At 32.0% G+C, this 24,356-nt stretch carries 25 protein-coding genes; all 25 read right to left on the minus strand.

Annotated features, from left to right (window positions below):
- Positions 1 to 9: 9 nt before the first annotated feature.
- Positions 10 to 687 carry a hypothetical protein gene (locus ACZIYX_RS17045; protein ID WP_462683457.1) on the minus strand — a complete coding sequence of 226 codons (678 nt, stop codon included), beginning with the start codon at positions 685 to 687 and terminating at the stop codon, positions 10 to 12.
- A 9-nt stretch (positions 688 to 696) separates the two neighbouring features.
- Complete coding sequence (locus ACZIYX_RS17050) at positions 697 to 1,203, minus strand: hypothetical protein (protein WP_462683458.1); 507 nt, start codon at positions 1,201 to 1,203, stop codon at positions 697 to 699.
- Between the two features lie 42 nt (positions 1,204 to 1,245).
- Entirely contained in the window at positions 1,246 to 1,623 is a 378-nt protein-coding gene (locus ACZIYX_RS17055) for a hypothetical protein (RefSeq protein WP_462683459.1), read from the minus strand.
- 557 nt (positions 1,624 to 2,180) lie between these two features.
- The gene (tssD, locus tag ACZIYX_RS17060) at positions 2,181 to 2,579 is read right to left on the minus strand and encodes a type VI secretion system tube protein TssD (protein ID WP_462683460.1); all 399 of its coding nucleotides are present in this window, start codon (positions 2,577 to 2,579) and stop codon (positions 2,181 to 2,183) included.
- A gap of 308 nt (positions 2,580 to 2,887) precedes the next feature.
- Entirely contained in the window at positions 2,888 to 3,658 is a 771-nt protein-coding gene (locus ACZIYX_RS17065) for a DUF5457 domain-containing protein (RefSeq protein WP_462683461.1), read from the minus strand.
- Positions 3,659 to 3,662: 4 nt separating this feature from the next.
- Entirely contained in the window at positions 3,663 to 6,068 is a 2,406-nt protein-coding gene (tssR, locus tag ACZIYX_RS17070; RefSeq protein WP_462683462.1) for a type VI secretion system protein TssR domain-containing protein, read from the minus strand.
- On the minus strand, positions 6,065 to 7,006 hold the full coding sequence (locus ACZIYX_RS17075; protein ID WP_462683463.1) for a PKD domain-containing protein: 942 nt from the start codon (positions 7,004 to 7,006) through the stop codon (positions 6,065 to 6,067). The genes tssR and ACZIYX_RS17075 overlap by 4 nt, the downstream gene beginning before the upstream one ends.
- A gap of 5 nt (positions 7,007 to 7,011) precedes the next feature.
- Complete coding sequence (gene tssO, locus ACZIYX_RS17080; protein ID WP_462683464.1) at positions 7,012 to 7,467, minus strand: type VI secretion system TssO; 456 nt, start codon at positions 7,465 to 7,467, stop codon at positions 7,012 to 7,014.
- 46 nt (positions 7,468 to 7,513) lie between these two features.
- Positions 7,514 to 8,014 carry a hypothetical protein gene (locus ACZIYX_RS17085; protein ID WP_462683465.1) on the minus strand — a complete coding sequence of 167 codons (501 nt, stop codon included), beginning with the start codon at positions 8,012 to 8,014 and terminating at the stop codon, positions 7,514 to 7,516.
- Between the two features lie 65 nt (positions 8,015 to 8,079).
- Positions 8,080 to 9,231, minus strand: a complete 1,152-nt coding sequence (locus ACZIYX_RS17090; RefSeq protein WP_462683466.1) for a hypothetical protein — start codon at positions 9,229 to 9,231, stop codon at positions 8,080 to 8,082.
- Positions 9,232 to 9,415: 184 nt separating this feature from the next.
- A complete protein-coding gene (locus ACZIYX_RS17095; protein ID WP_462683467.1) occupies positions 9,416 to 9,985 on the minus strand; it encodes a hypothetical protein in 570 nt (189 codons plus the stop codon).
- A gap of 17 nt (positions 9,986 to 10,002) precedes the next feature.
- Positions 10,003 to 10,638 carry a hypothetical protein gene (locus tag ACZIYX_RS17100; protein WP_462683468.1) on the minus strand — a complete coding sequence of 212 codons (636 nt, stop codon included), beginning with the start codon at positions 10,636 to 10,638 and terminating at the stop codon, positions 10,003 to 10,005.
- A 38-nt stretch (positions 10,639 to 10,676) separates the two neighbouring features.
- Positions 10,677 to 11,264 (minus strand): toxin-antitoxin system YwqK family antitoxin, encoded by a 588-nt coding sequence (locus ACZIYX_RS17105; RefSeq protein ID WP_462683469.1) that lies wholly within the window; start codon positions 11,262 to 11,264, stop codon positions 10,677 to 10,679.
- An 8-nt stretch (positions 11,265 to 11,272) separates the two neighbouring features.
- Positions 11,273 to 13,231: a type VI secretion system tube protein TssD gene (gene tssD, locus ACZIYX_RS17110; protein ID WP_462683470.1), complete on the minus strand. Its 1,959-nt coding sequence runs from the start codon at positions 13,229 to 13,231 to the stop codon at positions 11,273 to 11,275.
- A 1-nt stretch (position 13,232) separates the two neighbouring features.
- A complete protein-coding gene (locus tag ACZIYX_RS17115; RefSeq protein WP_462683471.1) occupies positions 13,233 to 13,457 on the minus strand; it encodes a hypothetical protein in 225 nt (74 codons plus the stop codon).
- 64 nt (positions 13,458 to 13,521) lie between these two features.
- Positions 13,522 to 13,989 (minus strand): hypothetical protein, encoded by a 468-nt coding sequence (locus ACZIYX_RS17120; protein WP_462683472.1) that lies wholly within the window; start codon positions 13,987 to 13,989, stop codon positions 13,522 to 13,524.
- The gene (locus ACZIYX_RS17125) at positions 13,989 to 14,945 is read right to left on the minus strand and encodes a tetratricopeptide repeat protein (protein WP_462683473.1); all 957 of its coding nucleotides are present in this window, start codon (positions 14,943 to 14,945) and stop codon (positions 13,989 to 13,991) included. Before ACZIYX_RS17125 ends, ACZIYX_RS17120 begins: the two co-directional genes overlap by 1 nt.
- A gap of 237 nt (positions 14,946 to 15,182) precedes the next feature.
- On the minus strand, positions 15,183 to 16,073 hold the full coding sequence (locus ACZIYX_RS17130) for a hypothetical protein (RefSeq protein ID WP_462683474.1): 891 nt from the start codon (positions 16,071 to 16,073) through the stop codon (positions 15,183 to 15,185).
- A 202-nt stretch (positions 16,074 to 16,275) separates the two neighbouring features.
- Positions 16,276 to 16,755 carry a hypothetical protein gene (locus tag ACZIYX_RS17135; protein ID WP_462683475.1) on the minus strand — a complete coding sequence of 160 codons (480 nt, stop codon included), beginning with the start codon at positions 16,753 to 16,755 and terminating at the stop codon, positions 16,276 to 16,278.
- A 119-nt stretch (positions 16,756 to 16,874) separates the two neighbouring features.
- Positions 16,875 to 17,384, minus strand: a complete 510-nt coding sequence (locus tag ACZIYX_RS17140) for a hypothetical protein (RefSeq protein WP_462683476.1) — start codon at positions 17,382 to 17,384, stop codon at positions 16,875 to 16,877.
- A gap of 17 nt (positions 17,385 to 17,401) precedes the next feature.
- Positions 17,402 to 17,917, minus strand: coding sequence for a hypothetical protein (locus tag ACZIYX_RS17145; RefSeq protein WP_462683477.1), 516 nt, complete (start codon positions 17,915 to 17,917; stop codon positions 17,402 to 17,404).
- 81 nt (positions 17,918 to 17,998) lie between these two features.
- Positions 17,999 to 20,017 (minus strand): type VI secretion system tube protein TssD, encoded by a 2,019-nt coding sequence (gene tssD / locus ACZIYX_RS17150; RefSeq protein WP_462683478.1) that lies wholly within the window; start codon positions 20,015 to 20,017, stop codon positions 17,999 to 18,001.
- A gap of 1 nt (position 20,018) precedes the next feature.
- Positions 20,019 to 20,915 (minus strand): TssN family type VI secretion system protein, encoded by an 897-nt coding sequence (locus ACZIYX_RS17155; RefSeq protein ID WP_462683479.1) that lies wholly within the window; start codon positions 20,913 to 20,915, stop codon positions 20,019 to 20,021.
- A gap of 22 nt (positions 20,916 to 20,937) precedes the next feature.
- Complete coding sequence (locus ACZIYX_RS17160; protein ID WP_462683480.1) at positions 20,938 to 21,912, minus strand: hypothetical protein; 975 nt, start codon at positions 21,910 to 21,912, stop codon at positions 20,938 to 20,940.
- 3 nt (positions 21,913 to 21,915) lie between these two features.
- Positions 21,916 to 24,354 carry an AAA family ATPase gene (locus tag ACZIYX_RS17165; RefSeq protein WP_462683481.1) on the minus strand — a complete coding sequence of 813 codons (2,439 nt, stop codon included), beginning with the start codon at positions 24,352 to 24,354 and terminating at the stop codon, positions 21,916 to 21,918.
- Positions 24,355 to 24,356 lie beyond the last annotated feature (2 nt).

Genomic DNA, 24,356 nt, shown 5'->3' on the forward strand with positions numbered 1-24,356 from the left:
TACTATGTTTTATTCATAAAACTGAACCGTTTGGTACTCGCCTGATGGTTTTATGACATTGATTATTTCTTGCTTTATACGTTGCATCTCCTTATCTGTAACTTGATAATCTAATGCAAATACCAAAAATATTGTATTGCCCTGATGCACCCATATCCAATTTATTGTTTTAAAATAAATCTCTACTTCGTTGTATCTTTTTAAACTCTCGAAACAGGATTTTGCTTTTTGTGGGTCTTTAAAATCCCATTGCTCTACAGATATATGACTTGATCCTTTGTTATCTTCTGGAACTATATACGAATAGTGAACAGAGGACACTTCTAAAAAATCTTTGTTTTTAAAATCTCTGGCCAATGTTTTTAAAAAGCCTTTAGATTTACTCCCCTCCCGTATTTTTTTTAAATCCCGTAACTCATTAGGGTCTTTATCGAATTTATATCCTTTAAAATCCGCTAGTAACCCTTTATTGATTATGGATATTTTTTCTGTTGTATTGCTCTTAATACTATCATAACTTATATAAAAAACCTGGATAGAATCCTTTGTTTCGACATTTGTTTCTTGCTGTAATTGAACCTGTTTTTTTACAAGGTTTTCAGATTGTTTTTCTTCTTCATTTTGTTTTCTTTCTTTACAGCTTATAAAGAATATGAATATTGTAATAAATTTTAGCATCAGGTTCATACTATTGTTTTATAGTTTTATTAATAGAGGCTTAGCCGCAGCTTCATATACTATCTGTGCTAATCGATTATTACTAACTTCTTCTAAAGAAACAGATCCTGATAGTTCTTTAATCAAATTATTAAATCTATCCCATTCGCCAACACCACAAATTTCTATACATCCTATCGATCCGAAAGTCCCTGAAGATGGATAATCCGGGCCTCTATGCACAAAAAACCCTGCATATACCCGCCATGCCATCTCCTCCATAGTAGTTATATAATCCCATGTTAATATATATGATTGTGCATCTTGCAAACCTACCACATGTGCATTAACAGTAGTTGTTCTTTTTACACCAAACCGTATTGCTTCAAAATCTTCTGTAACCTCGTTTCCTAATGTATCTTTGCCACTTACCTGCACTTTATATAAGGGCACTTGATATTTTAATCTTTTTGGACGATAAGGATAACTTGTTAGTTTAGCCACCCCTACTTTATTGTTAGTTACCGTAATTATTACTTTTTGCATATTGTATTATAATTAAAGTTTATTACGGATATCATTTTTATGTTATTCCTGAAAAAAGACATACAAGTTTTCCTTTTTTAAGGGTTTCCATCTAATTCCTTTAAATTCTTTTTTTGCCCAATAAAAAGCAACATCAATGCTTTTAATATCATCCAGACCACCTGTAAAACTTAACATATTCTCATGAGTATTACCTATGGTGTTTCCTACCACTTGTATAGACCCTTGTTTTGAGGACATTAGTTTATTGAGGGCATTTATATTATTAATTTCAGTTTCTACTGTTTTACTTTGCAAAAGTGCATTCCATAGATCCTCAATACGCTGCTCCTCTGTTGGCTTTATAACCGAAATCGATACTGCAATAACAACTAATACCAAAAGAGTAATTGAAACAAATATCTTAAGATTTTTAATCACATAGTCATATTACACCAGACCAGTTTATATATTAGAAATTAGAATAATTGCTATCTAAATTTTCTTCAGGTTTTAGTTTCATAAATGATATGTTTTTAAAAGAAAAGTTAAGTGTAAAAAATCTAAGTTTTGATTTTGTGCAAAGTAAAGCACCTCTTATCCTATTAACCTGAAACCCGATTCATCTGAAATACATCAGTTTGAATGAAATTCTGCTAAGAATTTTGCATCAACCTTTCGACAAGCTCAAGATGACTGGCATTTCAGCACTAAAAACCCATTCTCGATAGCTCTCTGCTGAACTTGCCGAAGTATAGTTTTTACATATCATCTCGAATGCAATCGAAAGACTAATACAAAAACCACTCGAATTGACGGTTTTTTTATGGTACATACCCAAATATTAATCCAACTCGGGTTATTAGCATAACTACTATATGGTATACAATTTATCATACACGTTTATATACACAAACATGATTTTTGTACAACTATATGGTTATCAAAAAAACAGATAAAAAAGCAAGCCAAATAATTTGACTTGCTTTTGTACTAAATTATGCTACTGGCCAACGGTTATCTATAGTTGCGTTACCAATAGACATCTCTTCTGCTGATATTGTAAAGTTGATGGTCATTGGGGTATCTCCGTTTACTTCTAAACTTTCTTTGTAGTATACGATATATCCATTTTTGAATCCAACCGCCCTCATTGAGGCATCTTCATTGGTTTTCTTAAAAATGATTTCACCTTCTATTGCCTTAAACTGACTGTTTAGCATTGCTTCGATAATAGAAGTATCTTCTGTAGACTCAACAGTGATATTAATCCTACCACCGTATACATTAGAAGAAACTTTACCTTTTTTGTCTGTGTCTCTACTAAATATGTATTCTGTAGCCAATACATCAAATTCTTTTCCTGCAAACCTTAATGATGCTCTAAATGATCCCATAATGTTTTTTTTTAAATAATTAATTAATAATTGATTTTGGTTGTTTTGCACGTATAGCGACTAGTATTGTATAGATACAAAACAGACCTGATTTTCTATGCCAATAGAAAATTTTCTCAACTAAAAATAAACGTGCTTATTTGGGAGGAACTCCCGAGTGAATACTCATTGAATAGACCTAACCGATCTATGACCAGACAAGTACGACAGTTTATTTTACAAGAAAGAAGAAGATTCTAAATTGTCATTTGTTACTTCAAATATACAGAAATAGTTTTTATAAAAAAAATATTTCTGCTTTAAAATATTCAAATTTTACTTTTAAAAAAAGTAAAGGTGATAATCAACAAAAAGATGATATTACAAAGTATTATTTTATGTAAAATATCATTTGTATACGTAATGTTTTCGTTTATATTTTTATCCAGTTGTTGCTGTATTATATTTAACCTGGATTGTTGCTGTTTTTGTAAGCTATCGGTAATCTTATATAATCTGGCTATTTCTTGTTGTACATCGGTATTATTACTATTCTGCCTGGAAAACAAATAGGATATGTCTTCTATTTTTTTTTGTATATTTTCTTCTTTATTATTAGGTAAAAATAACTTTTTTGCAGGCGTTTGTGTATCTACAATAGTATTGGGGGTTATTAGTTTTGTGGATATCTCATAATCCCTATCCATCTTGGTATATAAATAGGTTACAACACATAATGGTATTAGCCCAACAAAAAAGAGTATTTTGCTTCTTATATTTTTGATCTTTTTCTTAGATGGTTTTATGTAGTAGGTTTCTTTTCCTGCTTCCACCCCGTCTTCTTCCTCTTCTTCCTGGTATTTAGCTTTTTGATCCAAAAACTCATACCTGTCCAGGCTATATTTATCGAGATATACTTGTGCTCTTTTTTCTCTAACCAACCAATCTAATACCTCTCTTACATATCGTTCTGTAATTTCGGGGTTATCAATTTTCCATAAAACGTCTCCCGCAGTTAACCCTATTGGTTTTTCTCTGTCTGCATTATACATTATTTTTAAGATAACGTCATGTATAGGTAAATCTGTAGATGTACTCATTTTTTTAAAGAATATGATGTTCTGAAATAAAATAATATTGCTTTTTACTACCGTCTGTATACATTTTTGTATTCTTTTTGGATAGTATTTCTTCTAATACTTCTATCTTTTCTCTTAGTTCTTTTACTATTTTGGTAAAAGCTGCATGTGATGTTCTTCGTTTTCGTTTTATATGTTTGATCTTGGTTTTGAGTAAAAAATCGTTTTTTACAGGAATTCCTGTTTTTGTAAAAATTAAATCTGCCAGATAGTCTTTTCTTCTTAAGGTTCTTCTAAACAAATCTTTATTAATATTTCTACTATTTTTTCTGTACATACGATACAATCGTCGTCGTTCTTTTCTTTTTACTTCTTTAGAAAACAGTGGCACTAACGATTTATAACTGTCTATTGCTATTTCTAATTCTTCTTTACTTAGCAAATACCCGGTAACTGCATCGGGATTATCTTGTGGGCTATATTTTTTATTTTTGTAATATTTTTCATACATATAATTTCTTGGTAACATCCCTAAACTGTTAGAGTAGGTGGTATCCCTTAAAATCATTTCTTTTATTTTTTCTCCCGATTTGCTTCTTAAAAACCCCAGTTTTTTTGCATGATATTCTAAAGATCCCGTAAATGTGGCATTAAACCGTATAGTTTTACTTAATACCGAATCCAATGCTTTATCAAAGGATGTAGCAAATAATGTTTTATTTATTTTAGGAAAAACAACCCCTCCCTGATAGGTGCTGTTATCGGGAGCATCGTATACATAGATATTATCTACTGCTGGTATGCTTGTGAATATATTTTCGTTTTTGATAAGGTCGTTTTCTACTATAAACGCTCTTATAAAACCAGAATGATTTGTGCTAACACGACCTAAAATATCTTTTGCTTGTAAAAGATAATCCTGATGCTGATCGTCTGCTTTATTTTCTAACTGGTAAAAAATTATCCTGGAGGATGTTTGTCCTAGTTTTTGGGTAATATCTTTGATATTTGGTGGGGTGAAAAACCGTTCTTCGCCAGCTACCATTATAATATTATTGGTAAAACTTTGCTCTGGCATACCTGCTATTGCATATTCAAAACATTGTTCTATACCTTTGGTATTGATCTCATTGGCAACATAATTTTTTGTGTCCAAAAATATATTTTGAAGATAGTCTACCCATAAGGAAAAAGATTTGGTTTTTGGTAAGGCATAAAATTTTCCGCAACCATAAGAACTGGCACTAAAACTAAACTCATATCCTTTATATTTTTCTTCGGTAGATAGTAGTACCCATATCCTCTGCAAGGAACTCATGAGCAGAAGCTGCTTTTTCTTAAGCTCTTCTCCACAATCAAAAATAAAATGAAAGTTTACAATTTTATTGTCTGCTTTTATATCTTTTAATTTTCTGATCAATACATCTTCTCCATCTACATTTATCAATTTATTGTCATAGTGATTCCAAACGCTTATTGGTACTGCTACGGTTGTAGAATCTTCAGTTTGTATTATTTTTTCTTTATGTTTTGAAAGGTCATAGATAAATCCTCCTCCTATTTCATTGGCATCTATATACGTATACGCTCCTTTTGTTTTTTCAAAAAAGGCTAATGAATCTACTTGATCTATAGCATATACCTGTTGCTGCCCGATTTGTTTTAACAGGGATCCCGGTATCCAACCTATGGTTCTGGAAACAGAATCCTCTGGTTTAAGGTGTGCCAGATTAGAAACTAATGCGGCTTTTTTATTGGGGTTGTATTTATATAAAAACACAAACTGATCCAGCATTAGTTTTTTATCGCTTTTTTCTTTAAACAACGGGTCTTTGAATACGTATACCGAGTCTTCTTTAACATATTTTTCGATAGTATATAAGGTGTTAAGATCCTGCACCCCTACTGCATACCGCATAGGTTTGTAATTATACTCGCTTAATTTTGGGTGTGCATAATGTATGACATTATCTTTATGAACCCACCCTACATATTTTGCTTTTTTGGCATCTTTAAAAGTTCTTTTTCCGCTAAATAAAAAGGAAAATAATCCTTTAGGCTTTCCTAGTACCTCAGGGTCTGCTGTTGCTACTTCTAAATAATCATTTTCTTGATCCAGCACATAAAAGGGGGTTAGCATATCCTGATCCTCTCCTTTTTTTTGTGCGTAAGGATCTAAATACACCAAATTTTTGGATCTGTCTGAATATACTTTGTATACACTTTTATCTTTTTTCTGTCTTTTTCGTGTTTTTGTGGTTTCTTCCAGATTATAGGTGTTTCTTTTTGTTTTTTCGATTTTGGTATATTTCTTAACCTGTGCTAAAAGCGGTGTTTCCAATACCGATAAAAGACTTAAAAACGTACCTAAAAAAAGTACTGTACCTGTTTTAAGTTTTTGTTTTTTATTGTGTTGCGAATATTGGATCATTGGTTAATTATACTTTGTGTTACTTGTATTTTTTTTAAGCAATTAAAGGTGTCGATCACCACTTCATTAATAAGTACCGTTTTCTCCCCTTTTCCTTCTAAATGGTGTAATCCCTGACAATAGCTGTACAGGTCATTATATTTTGCACCATTGATTACTACGATTACCTCATCGGCATCGTTACAAGTATACCTGTTTTCGATATGTTTTAAACTTTTGTAATAATCTTTTTTATTGTTAACAGAAGCATCTGCGATGGTCTGCAACCTTATTTTTATATCCTCTTGTGCCAAGGATAAGGAATCTAAATTACCAGATTCTTCGATAGGCTCGAATAATGGTAAAATCTGTATTTGATGGCTAACGGGGTATTTAGAGGTGTTTGTTTTTAGCTTTACGCTATATATCCCCGGGTTTTTATATACATATACGACTTGCCCCTCGTAGGCATCTACAGTACCTGTTTCTCCAAACTCCCAAAACCAGGAATCTATACCGGGCCCATAAGATGAAAAGACCAACTCCTCGCCTACATACCCCACATCTACCCCATAGATTCTGGCAATAGAGTCTTTTGCTTTTTTCTTAGGCAACGAGATTACCTCTATATATTTGGATATTTTATATTTGGCATCTACCTCCAGGGTAACCATGTATTTTCCTTTTTTGTCATACGTATAGTTAACATCATGAGCGCGCATTATGGTATCGCCATTACCCATATACCATATCATATCACGGTTTTTATAATCTAAACTATCGTTTACTGAAAAATTTAGTTTTTCGTTTACTTCATAATGATAATTTTCATTAGAGTCGTATATCGAAAAATCCATATTGCTTATCGTAGTCTTATAGGGCATCCATATCGCTATGATTAATGCTGCGATAATAGCAATGGCAAGTACTATTAATATGACTTTTTTATTAAATCTCATCGGTTTTAAATATTTGCTTTACATTCATTAAGGTTATCCAAAATGATTTTTTTGTTTTTTAGCATAGAACTATGTTCTTCTCTTGTATCAAAATAAATCTGTAATATATTAGCCGACTGGATCCCAAAAAAGTACTTTGAATTCATTTTATTTTCTTTGTACACCGATCGAATACCAAATATTTTTTTATTTATTTCGTCCTTTTTTTGCACTTGATGGATATCGAATTCCATTGCTTTTACTTCTTCATGAATATTTTTTACTTTTTCGGTATATTCATTTTGCTTTTTTATAATAGTTTCATAGTTATTGATTGCTTCCAGCAACTCCCCATTATCTACCACGGGTATTTTTACTATATATTTTGTTTGAATAATATATAGTATGACAATTGCCAACGTAAATAGTAGTATAAATTTTATTCTTCTCCAGAAGGATTCGCTTAAATTATCTGTTTTCATGTTTTTGGATATTTTAATTACCTGTTCTTTACTACAAAGTCTGTTGTTATTTTTTTGACTTTACCCCTTCGGCCCTGTATTTTTCTCTGCACTTTTCTAACAACTCTTTATTATAGAGGTATTCTTCGGATTCGTTTTCATAGTCATCTACTATGGTTTGAATTGCTTTTACCTGCCCTAATAGTTCGTTGTATAATTGAAATTTATATCCTTCTACAACAGATTCTGTGTTTGCAATTTCGTTTTCGATATCTGTTCTCATATTAGATATTAAACCTTGAAACTGTTTGTGCTCTCCCAGAGTTCTTTTTTTGTTTTTTAATCTGTACAGATATTTGGTAATCTCATCCAGCTTGAAGGTTATAGATGCTTGTTTTTCAAAAATTTTATTGTACTCTGCATGCTTTTTTTCTAAGACATCTATTCCTTTTTTTCCGGTATGGATTGCAAACAAGCTACTACAAAACAGGACTGTTAGTGTTATCAAAAAAACCAACAAAAATTGTAGTTGAGAAGCTCTTCTTTTTTTATAATTTAAAGGTTTCACGAGTTTATAAATATTAAATAGTTACCTAAATTCATTTTACATACAACGAGGTTAGCATTATACTGCTAATCTATTATAGACCAGGATTTGTTTTTGGGCGTGGATTTTATACTTATACTTTCTTCGCTAATCACGATATTATCTTTTCGTTGTCCTATATACTCCAGATCACTTAACCTTCGCCATAATTTATCCATAACTGCCACAAAGTAATCTACCTTATCCATGGTGGTGTTGATATCCTGGTGGTTATAGTTCATATCGATTACATCTCCTAATGTAGACTCAAAAACCGATGGTTTTATATCTATCCACTCGTAGTAATATTGTAATAGTTTTTCTTTTTCGGTTTCGTCCATAATGGCCAGTTCGTTAGACAGGTAGTTTGCCAAAATGGATATTTTTTGTGCGATATACACCGGGGGTTGTTCTTCTCCTGTTTGGTTAAACTCAAAAGTATGTTGGGCCACAAAATCCATTACCTTATCACTTAGCAAAAAGGTATTACGAACCAGTGTATTGCTTTGTTGTTTTTCCTTGTTTTTTTTATTGATAATCACCGAGTAGTTTCGTAATCTTATTAATACTTGTGCAATTTTTTTATAAAATTCGTGCAGTGGTTTGTGATACAAGATTCGGGATACGGGCGGGGTATATTCTTTATCGATGATAAAGTTACCGTTGCGCCAATACACTTTACCTGCCAATAAAAAATAGGTATCCAAAAAGCTACTGTTAAATTGGCTTTTGGGCACTATTTTAAGACTCACTTTTGGTAACACATTTGGGTGATGCAAAGGGATTACCTCCGGATCTGGTTCTCCTACCGGGATTAGCTCAAAAGGATTGATAGTTACCATAATATAAAACTCTAAGTTGCTATTGGTATCTATATCTTTGGATTCTATCTTTGCCACAGGAGCTTCGCCCCCATACATATCTGTAGAGAATTTTATTTTGCATCCTCCTGCGGTAATTGCATTACAACTTTGCAGTGCCAGTACCAATCGCTCTTCGGTATGGGTTTGGGTTTCTATTTCTAAGGCAGACAACATTCCTTGTTCTGCTTGCAACAAGCCATAATCATAGGTATGGATTCTGGTTTGCACGCTATCTCTAATGGTATCTACCGAGTTAAAATAACTTTCTACAAAATGATCTTTGGTTAGTTTTACTCCGTCTGTCCAATTAACTGCATAATGGTTGCTATTTTTCATCTGCTTATATTTTTATGTTTTTCAACTGTGCTATCTAATTTGCTATTGTTGTTCTATTATTTTATTTAACTCTGCCTAAAATGGTTTTAGGTATTTTGGTTTCTTTACCCAATTTTCAAAATGGATAGTATAAGTACTATTATATGATCTTTAATTTCATCTTTTCTGGTTTTTATAATCCACTTTAAGAACCTTCTTCAAAAAGATCCTTGTCATCAAGAAGTATTTTTCCTGTTTTCCCATCAATACGAATATTATAAATATAAAGCCCTTCCACATAATAGACCCACCACTCTCCTTCATCTTTTCGAATAGTTGTATTACCTGTATCTTTAATATCTACCTCACGTTTTTTTAGTAATTTTAATAAATCTTCCCAGGTATAATCAAATCCTTTATCATAATCGGTTTCTTTTATTAGATTGCCTTGCTCGTCGTATTCTTTCCAGATTCCTTTATAAAAATCATTTTCCAAGAAATAACCTTGTATCTTTAGCTTACCATTTTTGTGATAAGAATTAAAATCTTCAATGTGTTTATCCTTATACTTAATGGTCTCAATATACTCTCTCTTTCTCTCTCTCTGTTTTATAATTGTTCCATTATATAAGGTGTCAGCATATTCTTTACGATGGTTCTTATTTTTATCAAATTTTTCTATATCAAAAGTATCCATAGGTTCTTTTTTAGTAAAACCCTGTGCTTTACAGTTTATAACGGATAGTATAAGTAGTATTGCGATCTTTAATTTCATTGTATAACCTTTTATGACTATTCATCTAATGGATACTCTTGGTCAATTTCTTTTATTATTTTTCCTGTAACACCATCAATAAATGCTCTTCTTAAACTGCTCTTGTTTTCTTTCTCCCATGTAATATCCCAACTTGTACCACTTTCATCAGAACCACGTGCAATAATTAGATAATCAGACTCCATATTTATATTTCTTTCTTTTATCCATTCTAATACCTCTTCCCAAGTAAATTTATACGGAGCATCATAGTTGGTTTCTTTTATTAAGTTACCTTGTTCGTCGTATTCTTTCATTATGCCCGCTAAAAAGTCATTAGGAAAATCCTCTACAGTAGATTTTAAATTACCATTCTCGTAATATCTATTAATTGTCCTAAAATATGCACCTTTTGGCTGAATGGTTTCAATATATTCAAATTGTCTTTTTCTTTGATGAGCAAAGGTGCTGTCTTTTAAAAAAAACTCATATTCAAGCAAATGATTTTTATGTTCATTAAAGGTTTTTATATCAAAAGTATCCATAGGTTCTTTTTTAGGAAAGCCCTGTGCTTTACAGCTTTGTATGTAAAAAAACATGCTTAGTATTAAAAAGGTTGCCAATTTTATTACTACTTGCATCGTATAGCTTGTTCTAAGTTGTTTTTTAGTCATTTAATAAATATCCTCTTTTCTGGTTTTTACGATCCACTTTAAGAGCCTTCCTGAAAAACATTTTTAGCATCTTGTATTACTTTTCCTGTTTTGCCATGGATAATCACATCATGAATATAAATACCCTTTACATAAGAAAATCGCCAGTTTCCATCTTCTTTTCTAATGGTGGTATTATCTGTATCCTTTATATCTACCTCGCGTTTTTTTAGTAATTTTAATAAATCTTCCCAGGTATAGTCAAACCCCTTGTCATAATCTGTTTCTTTTATTAAATTGCCTTGCTCATCGTATTCTTTCCATATTCCTTTTTCAAAATCATTAGGGAAATTAAGTCCTTTTAACATTAAACTTCCATTTGGATAAAATCTTCTGTAAATTTGAAACACCTCCTCAAGAGATGGAGAAGTTTCATACTCTACAAAACCAGATAAACTATCCCCAAATTGTCTAACATAAGTGTTATCTTCTTTATAATACCCTTCATATTCAGGTTCTTTTGATCTTTCATAGTAACCTTTAATATCAAAAACTTCTATTTTCTTTTGCATTAGATTATTATTATTTGTCTGTGCTTTACAACTTCCAATTGTAAGCATTAAGATTATTAATATCTTGATTTTCATTTTTTTTTTCATTCTTTAAAGACTAGTGCATTGCTCCACAGTTTTTTCCATTGCCATAGCCAAGTGAGTATTCGTTTTTTGCTACCATATTTTTGCCAATGGGAATAGTCCATAATATTGTATGTCGCTCCCTTTTTATAACTATAGGCATTCTTTTTATGGGATGAAAAGGTATGGTACAGCCCTAATGCATGCAGGGCTTCATGAGATACAGTAGCTTTATCATGCCCACCAAATACTACTACGGTATCAGAGGATATTGCCATCGCTTGCCCATTAACTTTTCCTGATTCTATACCGTTTTTATCAAAAGTCGGACACTTATCTGGGATAAAATATACCTTTAAATAATCTTTGTATTTGGCATCTACTTTTTTATTGAGATACGCATGTATGCCTGTTTTATTATCTATATACCCTTTCTTTTTACCTGCAAATTTGGTGTTAAAAGTTATATCTGCTGTTAGATCCATAGTTTCTTCTACAACTTTTGGAGTTATTAAACCTTGTTTTAAATATCTTTCTAAAAGAGCTTTTTCACCTACAATTTTTCCTTCTTTCCACTTTCCCTTTCCACTTAGATCTGTTTTAATCTTCACAAACACCACATCTGCTTTATACCGATTGGCTTTATCATTTTTTAATACCATTAACTGCCCCAGTTGTCTTTTTTGGTACATTACCTTAATGGTTTGATCGGTGGCAAACTCTTTTAAACATTCGATCTCTACATGATCTTTTAACCGTTTTTTGCCCTTGGATTGTGCAGGGATGGTATCGGTATTGATTTTAAACAGGTTGGTATCGTACTCTAGGGTTAAATCTTGTTTTTTTGGGTTGGCTATCGTTTCTAATTGCAGGCTTAGGGTTACTTTTTGCCCGGGATAGATCGCCAGCCAACTTTGCAGATATTCTATCTCTTTTCCTTTTTTATCTTTATACCACGGTAGGGTAATGGTAGTGTATTGGTTATCTTTTAAATCGGTATACTTAGTATCTGTTGCGTATTTGGTAAAGACATTAGAGCCGCTTACCTTTTTATTGGCCCCCAAAATATCCTTGTAGGTCAACAGGTCTTTTTTTTCTGATTTATCCCGCATATAATCAAACCCATACTCCCCATCATAGTCTTTGTTTGGTCTAAAATCCACTACGACTTCTGGCGGTGGTATAATCTCTAAATAATTACTTTTTTTGTGTACCTCATTATACTCTACCCTGGCAATAAGTTCGTCTATATCTTTATTTTTAAAATCCAGCCATACTTCTTTTATCTCAAAAACAGGAAACTCTACCAATCCATCGGTTGCGGTTTTAGAAAAGATGAATTCTTTTTTGTTTTTCTCGAATTCTGAGCCATCTTTTTTAGTGATGGTAACTTTTACGTCCCCTCCCTTAGTGTTTTTTAACTGAGCTTGTATACTTGCTTTTTTTGTGTACAGAATCTCTGTTATGCTCTTTTTATCTTCATCTACCCAATCTACCTGTACAATTTCTGGCTCAACACTCTCTTCTTTTGCTTGGTATGGTAGTTGTTCTATTGGTTTTACCCAATTCTCTTGCCAGTGTTTTATATAGGTTTGCCCTCTAAATTGTTGTATCGCTGGGGATATTACTAAATCTATTGTCATTGGTGTTTCTCCCTGATTAGAAAACGCTTCTTTATATTGCACTAATGCGGCATCGTTAAAACTATAGGCAAACTGTACCGGGGTATCAAAAGAGTCTTTATAAAAGGATAGTTCCCCCCCAGTCAATTTACAGAGCTCTCCTTCTTCACTATGGAGCATCCACCATACCAGCACCTCATCGCCGTACCCGGATAACAGGGTAAGGTATATAAAGCCCCCCATTGGCTGTTCTCCTGCGCGCCCTGTTTTTGGGTTCATAAAGCGGTGGTACACTACCTCTGCGTTTTGTACTTCCCACTCCCTGCCAAAGACTTTTAATTTTGCTATATACCCCATATTACCCTTCTGTTATTTCTGTATATCCATCTTTGTTGTTAGAAACGCGACGTACATACAGAACAGTTTTGTTTTTATTGTTGAAAGAACATGTTATCCTGTTATTTTCTTTATGCTCATTAAAGGTTTTTATATCAAAAACTGCCATCAGTTCTTTTTTAGGAAAATCCTGTGCTTTACAGTTTATAACGGATAGTATAAGTACTATTGTGATCTTTAATTTCATTATTTATTAATCTGCTATTTTTAAACTATGCCCATTATTTTTTCATTAATTAAAATACAATAACCTATATCTTTTTTAAAAGGAGATATTTATCTTCACATTCGGATAATCTAAGATATGGATTCATATTGTTTCCATAATTTTGAATAATTAAAGACTCTTTCTCATATTTAGCATAAATAATCTCTTTTGGATCATCTCCATATAAATTATCAAAATAAATATATGATGCGCCCTCATTTTTCACTATTCTTATATTTCCTGAAATATTTTTTTTGTTTGTCTTAAATTCATATTTCAAATTAGTAATCTGAATAGTTAACTCACAATTGTTTCTTCCTGTCAACTCATAAATACCATTATAGTTATGTTGGTCGTTTTTAGAAACATTTAATACTTCAGAATTCTTTTCTTTACCTAAAGAACCAGAAACTTCTTGTTTAATTGAAATTTTTTTTTGGTTTATATAATTCCCTTCTTTACAAGAGAATAAGCTCAAAGAAAAAAACAAAAAACAAACAAGTCTTATCATTATATTCTATCTAAAATGGTTTTAGGTATTTTGGTTTCTTTACCCGATTTTTTCATTTGCTCGACATAGGTCTTATATGCTTTTTTAGCTTTTTCTTTATCTCCTAACCCCCAATATGCATCACCCAAATTTATATACGCAACTGTACGGTCTGGAAACTCTTTCGTAATTTTTTTTAATAAAAATATAGCTTCTTTGTATGCACCCGATTGCTCTAAATAATATGCTATATCGTTGTACTTTGTCAAATTTTTACTAAAAGGAACATTTTTTAAACAAGAACTCAAAACTAACGTGTCCGCTTTTAATATTAATTTTTTATAATATTTATTATTATACAGATTCTTTACATTATTAAAATAATCATCTATATTTTGCTCATAATCTTCATTTTGAAAATTTTGAAAGCTAATTAATTTAATAAATTCGTTTTCAATCTTATCAATCGCATCATAAGAATACAATGGTTTTTCTTTAAACTCATGACCAAAAATGGTTTCTTCATTACGATCACTATATAAATTGAAAGCTTTAGTTATAAAGACATCTTTATTTTTAAAGTGTATATAGTGCAGTTTGGATTTATTTTTATACAAAAACAAATCCAATGTATAATTGAGTTTTAATCCATTAGGAATACACTCACAGTTTATCTGAAAATCATTTACCATTTCTTTATCGGAAATCTCCTCAATTAATTTAGATGCAGAAATATTATATTGATTATTATTTCCATCAATTATTACTGTCTTATCTGTGTGATTAAGCTCAATTTTGTACTCTACATCTTTGCATGTTTTAGATGTACTGTAAATAATGGAATCATTAGATATTAAACCTCTATTAAACGTATTGTCTTTTAACTCCGATTTTTTTATAGAATTTATATCTGTTTTCTTTTCCTTACAAGAAAATATATTTGCCAGAATGATGATTATATAAAAACACTTAAACATTATAATTTATTTTTTAGTTTATTATATCTTATAGAAGCATGTGTCATATCTCTATTAGGCCCATATAGCTCAATTATTGTTTCTTCATAAGATTCATGATTATCTCCCCAATCATTAGGGTTTCTAGAGATTTATGATTTATGATCATTTTTATCCTTATCCTCATTATATTAAACTATGCCCATTATTTTTTTACTCCTATCCTCATTCGCAACACGCTTGGCTCTAACTATTTTTTCAAGACATATTAATGTTAACTATTTTTTCTTTTTCAGGATCAATAATTATAATTTCGGATGAGTCTTTTCTAAGATTCATCCTTTTTACTTTTAGTTTCTTTTTCTGATTCCATATATTTTTTAAATCTTTTCCGTTAAAATCATCTTCATTGATTAAAGATTTAGTTCCATTATAACAAGAAGATAGGTCAATTATATCAATTTTAGTTTTCTTTACATCATTGTTAACTTTTATTAAAGCAATCAATGATTCCTGACCACCTCCACAGCTACCTCTTAATTTATAAAGTCCCGTAGAAGGGTATATAAAATAAAAAAGATAGTATTTAAAGTTATCTTTTTCAAAACCAGCAATTTCCATTAGTTCCCCTTGGCACGATTCTTTATCTGTTAATCCAACCAATGATATCTTTTTTTTCTTTTCACCATTAGTAATGAGAAAATTTCCATTAGAATAGTTTTTGTTAAGGTTAAGATTTAATAGGTTATCCTTATTTTTGATAGTCAACTTACCTATAAGAACTGAATCATCTACAATTCCTTTAAATAATACTGAATCATTTTTTTTCAGAACAAACTCATTTTTATTCTTAATTCCCTTTAAATAAATTAAAGTTTTATAAAGGTCTTCATCTTTATAATTATAAAGAGAGGCAAAAACACTATCATCCTCTCTAATATTTAGATTTAGCACCACTTCTTTAGAATTTAAAATACCTGTAAAACTTAAGTTTGGATTAACAATGTCTATTTTCTGAAACCCTTTTTTTACTGTATCATTAGCAAAAATAATAGAACTGCTATTGTCCTTTTTATTTTCTTTACAAGCAAGAATGGTAAGACTAAATAGCAATGAAAGTTTGATGATAAATGTTTGTGTATGTGTCATAATTTTAATCTAATTCTTCACATAAGGATTGCACATAATATCTGGTGGTCTGTGCTCCATTAAACATGAACGTTGCTGATCGTTCTATTAATATTATCCATAGTTTTTTTATTTACTTCTGTTTTACAGTTTATAAAAAAAACCAATAAAATTAGGTAATACAATAATTTTGATTTCATACCATTTAGTTATTTATATACATTCAACCTGCTCCTTCTATTTTATCAATAAGAATTTTATTGTCGTTTGTGAAAATTAAATAAAGGAATGTAGAATACTCATTTCGATGTTTTTCTTCTCCATCATCATAAAAATTAACAGAATTAATGTTAATAAATCCTTTGCAATCTCCCGAATCTTCAGTTATAGTATATTCTTCTTCGCCTTCTATTTCTTTTAAAGCTTCTGTGAGCAAGGAACAAAAGTTTTTATAATAGTGTTTATCTATATTGTTAGTTAAAAACGTAGAAATTTTGGTAGAATCCTGAATACAAGTTTTTTTGATTTCATCAAAAAAGATCTTTATTTTTTCGATATCAATTTGCTTACTACAATCTTTTTTAAGGTTTTTGTTGTAATCTTTAATTGTTATCTGCTTAACACTTTTATCTTCATTCTTACTTTTACAAGAAAAAAGAGTTGTTGTTAATATTAAGACTATAATACTGATTTTTTTACACATAATTTATCTTGTTGATTTATAAGAACCATCTTCATCAATAGAGTATTCTTTTAATATTTTTTCTTCTTCAGAAACTGTATATTTTTTAGGCTTCATAATCATAAATTCATCTCCAATTTTCACACTACCATATTGGATTTTTTGAGTTCCTGATAGCCACTTCCTTGGTTTCCTCCCAGATATATGTATTTTTTCTTTTTCGAGTTTTTACCAACTACAAATGCAACATGAGAATAATTCAAAACATCTTCTAAAGAAAAAGAGAAGAGTTGATCGTAGTTTTTGATTTCAGTTATTTTACCTTTTTCATTGTAACTAACCCACTCACCAACAAAAAAGTTATTATATAGTAATCCTTTTCCTTTCAACCTTCCTGATTTATAAAAAACTTTGCTAATGGAATATTTACTGTTGTTTTTTTGAATTTTTTCTGAATAATAATCTCTTGATTCTGATTGGTGTACAAAATCACCTTTATCATTATAAAAATCATATTGCTTTAACTCTAAATGCTTATTATTTTCAAATATTTCTATGCCAAATGTATCCATAGGTTCTTTTTTAGGAAAACCCTGTGCTTTACAGTTTATAACGGATAATATAAGTAGTATTGCGATCTTTAATTTCATTGTATAACCTTTTATGACTATTCATCTAATGGATACTCTTGGTCAATTTCTTTTTGCACTTTTCCTGTGGATCCATCTAAAATTGCTACTCTCAAACTGCTTTTATCCTCTTTCTCCCAAGTTATAGCCCATATAGGTTTTTCCCCTTCTTCTTCTCCTGCATTTCTATAAATCTCAAAATAATCAGACTCCATATTTATATTTCTTTCTTTAATCCATTCTAATACCTCTTCCCAAGTAAATTTATACGGGGTATCATAGTTGGTTTCTTTTATTAAGTTACCTTGTTCGTCGTATTCTTTCCAAATCCCTTTTTCAAAGTCATTCGGAAAAAAATCTCCTGTCAGCATAAGTTTTCCATCCTCATTATATTTATTAAAAATATGTATTAGATTATTTTTTGGCATTATTACTTCTTCATACCCAAATTGCCAAGTTCTTTGTTCAACAACCGTACTATCTTTTCTTATATAATTGTATCTGCTTAAATGATCTTTATGCTTATCAAAGGTTTTTATATCAAAAGTATCCATACTAGTGTGTTTTTTTATCTGCGCTTTACAAGAAGTTATAATAAGAATAAATATTAAAATAATAAGTCTATACATAATTCATTATTTAAGAGTTTTCCATAATCGTTTCCACTGCCAGAACCAGATCATATTTCGTTTTTTACTACCATATTGTGATAAGTGAGAGTAATCCATAATATTATATGTTTCTCCTTTTTTATAGCCATACGTAGCGTTGTTATCAAAAGTATGGTGCAGACTCATTGCATGTAATAACTCGTGTACCACAGTTGCGTTGTTTTTACCAGAAAACACTGCTACTGCTTTACTAGGATTTTTTTTAGCATAGCCTCCTAGCTTAATAACTTTTTTATTTTTAGTATCATATCGTCCCCCTGTATCCCCAAAGAAAAAAACCTTATATGCGTTTGTATGCTCAGAGTGTTTCTTGTTAAATACAGTTTCCATATGAGTAACAAGTTTATCTCCAGTGGTATTATGAACCTTATTAAGTAAATTTTTCCTTGTTACCGGATCTTTTAAAATATAATCTTTATTAAAATCTGGATATTTCAATTTTTTGGTTACCGGATCTAAAGCAGTCATATCCAAAAATGTTTCTTCTATTTTAGCATCTACTAAAGCTTGTTTTAAGTATTTGATAATGATCTCATCTTCACATTTCCCAGAAGTGTTTTTTGTATTACCAGTTTTTCCCTTTCCTGTATTTTTTAAATTTGTTTTTACTGTTACCAATACCACATCTGCTTTATACCGATTGGTTTTATCATTTTTTAATACCATTAACTGCCCCAGTTGTCTTTTTTGGCACATGACCTTAATGGTTTGATCGGTGGCAAATTCTTTTAAACATTCGATCTCTACATGATCTTTTAATCGTTTTTTGCCCTTGGATTGCGCAGGGATGGTATCGGTATTGATTTTAAACAGGTTGGTATCGTACTCTAGGGTCAGATCTTGTTTTTTGGGGTTGGCTATCGTTTCTAATTGCAGGCTTAGGGTTACTTTTTGCCCGGGATAGATCGCCAGCCAACTTTGCAGATATTCTATCTCTTTTCCTTTTTTATCTTTATACCACGGTAGGGTAATGGTAGTGTATTGGTTATCTTTTAAATCGGTATACTTAGTATCTGTTGCGTATTTGGTAAAGACATTAGAGCCGCTTACCTTTTTATTGGCCCCCAAAATATCCTTGTAGGTCAACAGGTCTTTTTTTTCTGATTTATCCCGCATATAATCAAACCCATACTCCCCATCATAGTCTTTGTTTGGTCTAAAATCCACTACGACTTCTGGCGGTGGTATAATCTCTAAATAATTACTTTTTTTGTGTACCTCATTATACTCTACCCTGGCAATAAGTTCGTCTATATCTTTATTTTTAAAATCCAGCCATACTTCTTTTATTTCAAAAACAAGGAATTCTACCAATCCATCGGTTGCGGTTTTAGAAAAGGTTAATTCTTTTTTGTTTTTCTCGAATTCTGAGCCATCTTTTTTAGTGATGGTAACCTTTACGTCTCCTCCCTTAGTGTTTTTTAACTGGGCTTGTATACTTGCTTTTTTTGCGTATATAATCTCTGTAATGTTTTGTTTATCCTCATCTACCCAATCTACCTGTACAATTTCTGGCTCAACACTTTCTTCTTTTGCTTGGTATGGTAGTTGTTCTATGGATTTTACCCAGTTTTCTTGCCATGGTTTTATATAGGTTTGCCCCCTAAATTGTTGTATGGCAGGAGAGATAATTAAATTTATGGTCATTGGGGTTTCTCCTTGATTAGAAAACGTTTCTTTGTATTGTACCAATGCGGCATCGTTAAAACTATAGGCAAACTGTACCGGGGTATCAAAAGAATCTTTATAAAAAGATAGTTCTCCTTGGGTCAACTTACAGAGTTCTCCTTCTTCACTATGGAGCATCCACCATACTAATGCCTCATCGTCATACCCGGATAATAGAGTTAGGTATATGAAGCCTCCCATTGGTTGTTCTCCTGCGCGTCCTGTTTTTGGGTTCATAAAGCGGTGGTATACTACTTCTGCGTTTTGTACTTCCCACTCGCGACCAAAGACTTTTAATTTTGCTATATATCCCATATTACTCTTCTGTTATTTCTGTGTCGCCTTCTTTGTTTTTAGAAACACGACGTACATATAGAATAGTTTTGTTTTTTATTTTATTTTGGTTTACATCCCCATCAAAATCGAGCATTCTGGTAAAAATGGGCATTGGTAACCACTTATTGGTGTATAATATCCAGCCATAGGGACCATTATCATCTTCCAGCTTGATCACATTGTTAGGAAACCGTATGTTTTGATCGTCTATAAATCGATTAAACCACCTGCCCAGGGTTACATCTTCGGGTAATTTTACAGAAAAGGAAGCGTAATGTCTTTCCTGCGGGGATCGTTTTATTTTTACGGTTACCTGCATTAGCCTAAAGGTGTCTACATTGTTCCAATACTCCTCGTCATTAATCTCGTTATTCACCATCCATAGTTTATAAAACGGACTTGGTATTTTTAAATACATGCTTCTGGAAAATACATAAAATGGTGGCACCAGAAACCATAATATGGTTAGCATTGCCCAGAGTTCATATCCTAGCTTATTTGCCCACGAAAACACAAAGTAGTAAATCCACGAGGCGAGTATGATGGCTATAAACAAGGCTAGTATAATTAACCACCTGTTTTCTTTAAATCCTATACTGTTAAAGATCTTACTGGTAGAAAACCAATTAAACAAAAACCCCATGCCCAGATAACCACAAATCGAAATGACCAAGCCGCCCCAGATAAATTCGTATTTAAGAAACCCCAGTAAACTTGGCAGTGCCAGGATTATGGCCAGTAGCAGAACAAAAATGATTAGTTTTTTCATTTTTAGTACTGCTTTTCCTTTTGCCAGGGTATTTAATACTACTACTGCCACAATCATTATTAGTGGTGCCAGTAAGTATTTTAGAAAAAAAAGTAATAATACATTCATTGGTTGTAGGTATATATATATTTTAAATACTTGGTGCTAAAATTTGTTGTTCTTTAACGTTCTCTACTTTTGCACTGGTGTTTTCGAGTATGGTATCATACCCCAGATAGTTTGTTCCTAATTGAAATCCTGTGGTGTATAAAATTTTATGCTGTACCATAATTTCTCTATTAGAAAAAGTAAAAAATTCTAATATTTTTTTAATAATGCTTTTGTTTTTTTGTAATGTTTTATAGTCCTGATGCTCTTCTAGCTGCATTATTGCATAAATATCATCCTGCTCGCTAACAACTGGTCCCTGGGTACCTATATCATACCCCAGTACCCCATCGCCCAAAGACATAAAAGGGCTTTGTTTTAATACACATGGCCTGTACTCTAATACGACATCAAATCCTAATACAGATCGCAACAGTTCTTGTAACTCTGGTAAATTTTCTTTTAATTGCTCTGCATTACATAGATTGAGAAACAGTTTATATAGCTGCTCTTTTTGTAAAGGGATGTCTTTTTTGATGATCGCATTTGCAAATGTAAAAAGGTTTTGTTTGGCATAATCATCGGTAAAAATATTAAGGTGCCTATTGGATAGTTTTAATTTTTCTTCAAACAAAAAGGTATCAAAAGGAATAAAGAAATGGATATTTTCTTCTTCTTTTTTTCGATTTTCGCGTATGGCATCTACAATCTCTTTATTGCTCATAGAGGGAGTGCTGATTACCAATGGGTGAAATAATATTTCTGGTAATTGATGATAGATACTGTTACGGCTTAAATGAATAAATACCGTATCTGCCTTAGGGGACATACTTAAGGGATCATAACTACTTAAATCCAGCACATCTTTGGAGAATGCCCTGCTGTTCATACCATGGTTTTTTATCCATACGTTGCGATCTTTTGCATCCCCCAGAATAAACATAAGTTCTTCATAGAACACTTCTGCTACAAAACTGGTAATTTCACTTTTTTTTATGTCATCCAGGTCTACTGCCATCTGTTATTGTTTTTCCCAGATTAAACTTTCGTCTTTATAATCTACCAATACCACATCGCCAGAAACCACACTTTCTGATACTATCATTCTGGATATTGCTTTTTTAAGATAGGTACGGATCACTCCCGATATTGGTCTGGCTCCATAGGTTTTTGAATATCCTTTATTAGATAGATGTTTTAACGCCTCTTCAGATAAATTAAGGGTTATATTTTTTTGTTGTTTTAATTGCTGTTGCAGGTTTTGGAATTGCAACACAAAGATCATTTGTGCTACTTGTTCATTAATTGGGGCAAAAGGCACTACCTCTGTAATCCTACCCAAAAATTCTGGTCTGAAATGATCGCTCATTACTTCGATCAATTGATTAGAAGATGGTATTTTTTGCTCGCCAAACTGCTCTGCAATCCATTGGCTGCCAATATTAGAGGTAAATATAATGATGGCGTTGGAAAAATCTCCTTCGCGCCCCAGTTTATCATGAATATGTCCTTCGTCCATAATTTGTAAAAACACATCGTATACCGAGCTGTGTGCTTTTTCGATCTCATCAAATAGTATGATCGAATATGGTTTTTCTCTAATTTTATTTACCAGCATCCCTCCTTCTTCATACCCTACATATCCGGGAGGTGCCCCATATAAAAGTGCTGCAGAGTGTTCTTCTTTAAACTCTGACATATCAAAGCGAATCATGGCACTTTCATCATCAAAAAGTAATTCTGCCAAAGATTTTGTAAGTTCTGTTTTTCCGGTTCCTGTTGGTCCTAAAAAGAAAAATGATCCTATTGGTTGTTTGGGGTTACTTAATCCGCTTCTGGATTCTATAATGGCATCAGATAATGTAGTAATGGCATGATCCTGCCCTTTTACTCTTGCTTGCAGGCGTTCTTCAATATTAAGAAGTCTTTCTTTTTCTTCTGCTTGTATTTTTCCTATAGGAATCCCTGTTATGCTTGCTACCATAGCCGAAATCTCATGTGCTGTGATTTCTTTAACAGGCTGTTGTGCTATTTTTTTTGCTTCTGTAAGGTATTCTTCTAGTTTTTGAACGAGTTCTTCTTCTTTTTCTATGGTAAGGATATCATATTTGGTCGAGATATTGTTTAACACTATCGGGCTAATCCTGTCGGTTATTAAGCGATACAAGAAATACAGGTTGGATACCGAATCTTTTTCTCCCGGGGCTACTGCTTTTAACTGTGCTTGTAATGCTTCTATTTCTTTTAAAGAATTGGCATTACTGGTATGCACGGATGCCAGTGTTCTGTCTAACAGCTCTATTGCTCCATAAGGAAGCTTGTTTTCTTTAAAATACCGTTTGGAGTATTGTACTGATTCTGTAATGGCTTCTTCGGCTATTTTTAATTGATAATATGCGGTGAGCTTGTATCTGTGGTTATCCAAGCATTTAAGCAATACTGTTTTTTCCAGCTCTTCAAGCTTAATAACTTCGAGCTTACGGTTTATAGAATGTTTTTCTATCGTTTTTCTGTAAGCATCGGGATTGATGGTGGCAATCAAATTAATAGATCCATCATTAAGTTCTGCAGATATTAAATTGGTTACTGCTCCTGATCCTCCCTGAGCTCCTTCGGTAAGAACTTGTATATCATCGATAATTAAAAGGCAGTTCTCTACTTTTTCAATTTTATCAAAAATATCGCTTAACTTTTTGGCAACATCGCTCTCGTTTGCGCTATTTGCCAATAGTTTGGATGCATTAAGCCCTATTATTTGTTTTTCGGAAACTAAAGAGTTTTCTGATTCTGCGATATGTTTAATTAAGCCTTTGATAATACCTGTTTTGCCTACCCCAGAATCCCCTACCAACAAAATACCTCTGTTTTCTTGTCGTTCGAGACTTTCCAGAATGCTTCTCATTTCTTTGTCCCGACCCAAAATCAGAGTACCTTCGTCTATATTTTTTTGGGTAATAAGATTTGTACAATAGGGTATTGACCCTACTAGTTCTGCATGCTCGCTATCGGTTAAGTTTTTTGAGGAAAAAATAGGAGAATCGTATATTTTATAAAATTCTTCTTCTGTTACCGAAATGGTTTCTAATTGCTTGTTACTGTATACAACTCCTTTTCTTATAATTGCTGTAAATACACAAACCCCGTCTATATAATCGGTTCCTAATTTTAGTTTTGACCGCTCTGATTCTTCGAATACTTTATCTACCTCATCATCTGGCACAGGTTCTGTAGCATCGGGATCTTGGGATTCGTATATTTCTTTTCGCATTTCGAACCATTCTTGCAGGTAATCCACATCTTTACCCATACTGGATAATATGTCGCTTACTCCTGTGGGTTCGTATAGTAATGCTAGTGCCAAATGTGCTACTCCATAAGTCGTATGTCTATCTTTTGTGGCAAACGATTTTGCTAATCGTACTGCAGATACTAAACTTGGACTAAAATTATTTTCGATCATTA

It is taken from the genome of Aquimarina sp., assembly GCF_977115655.1.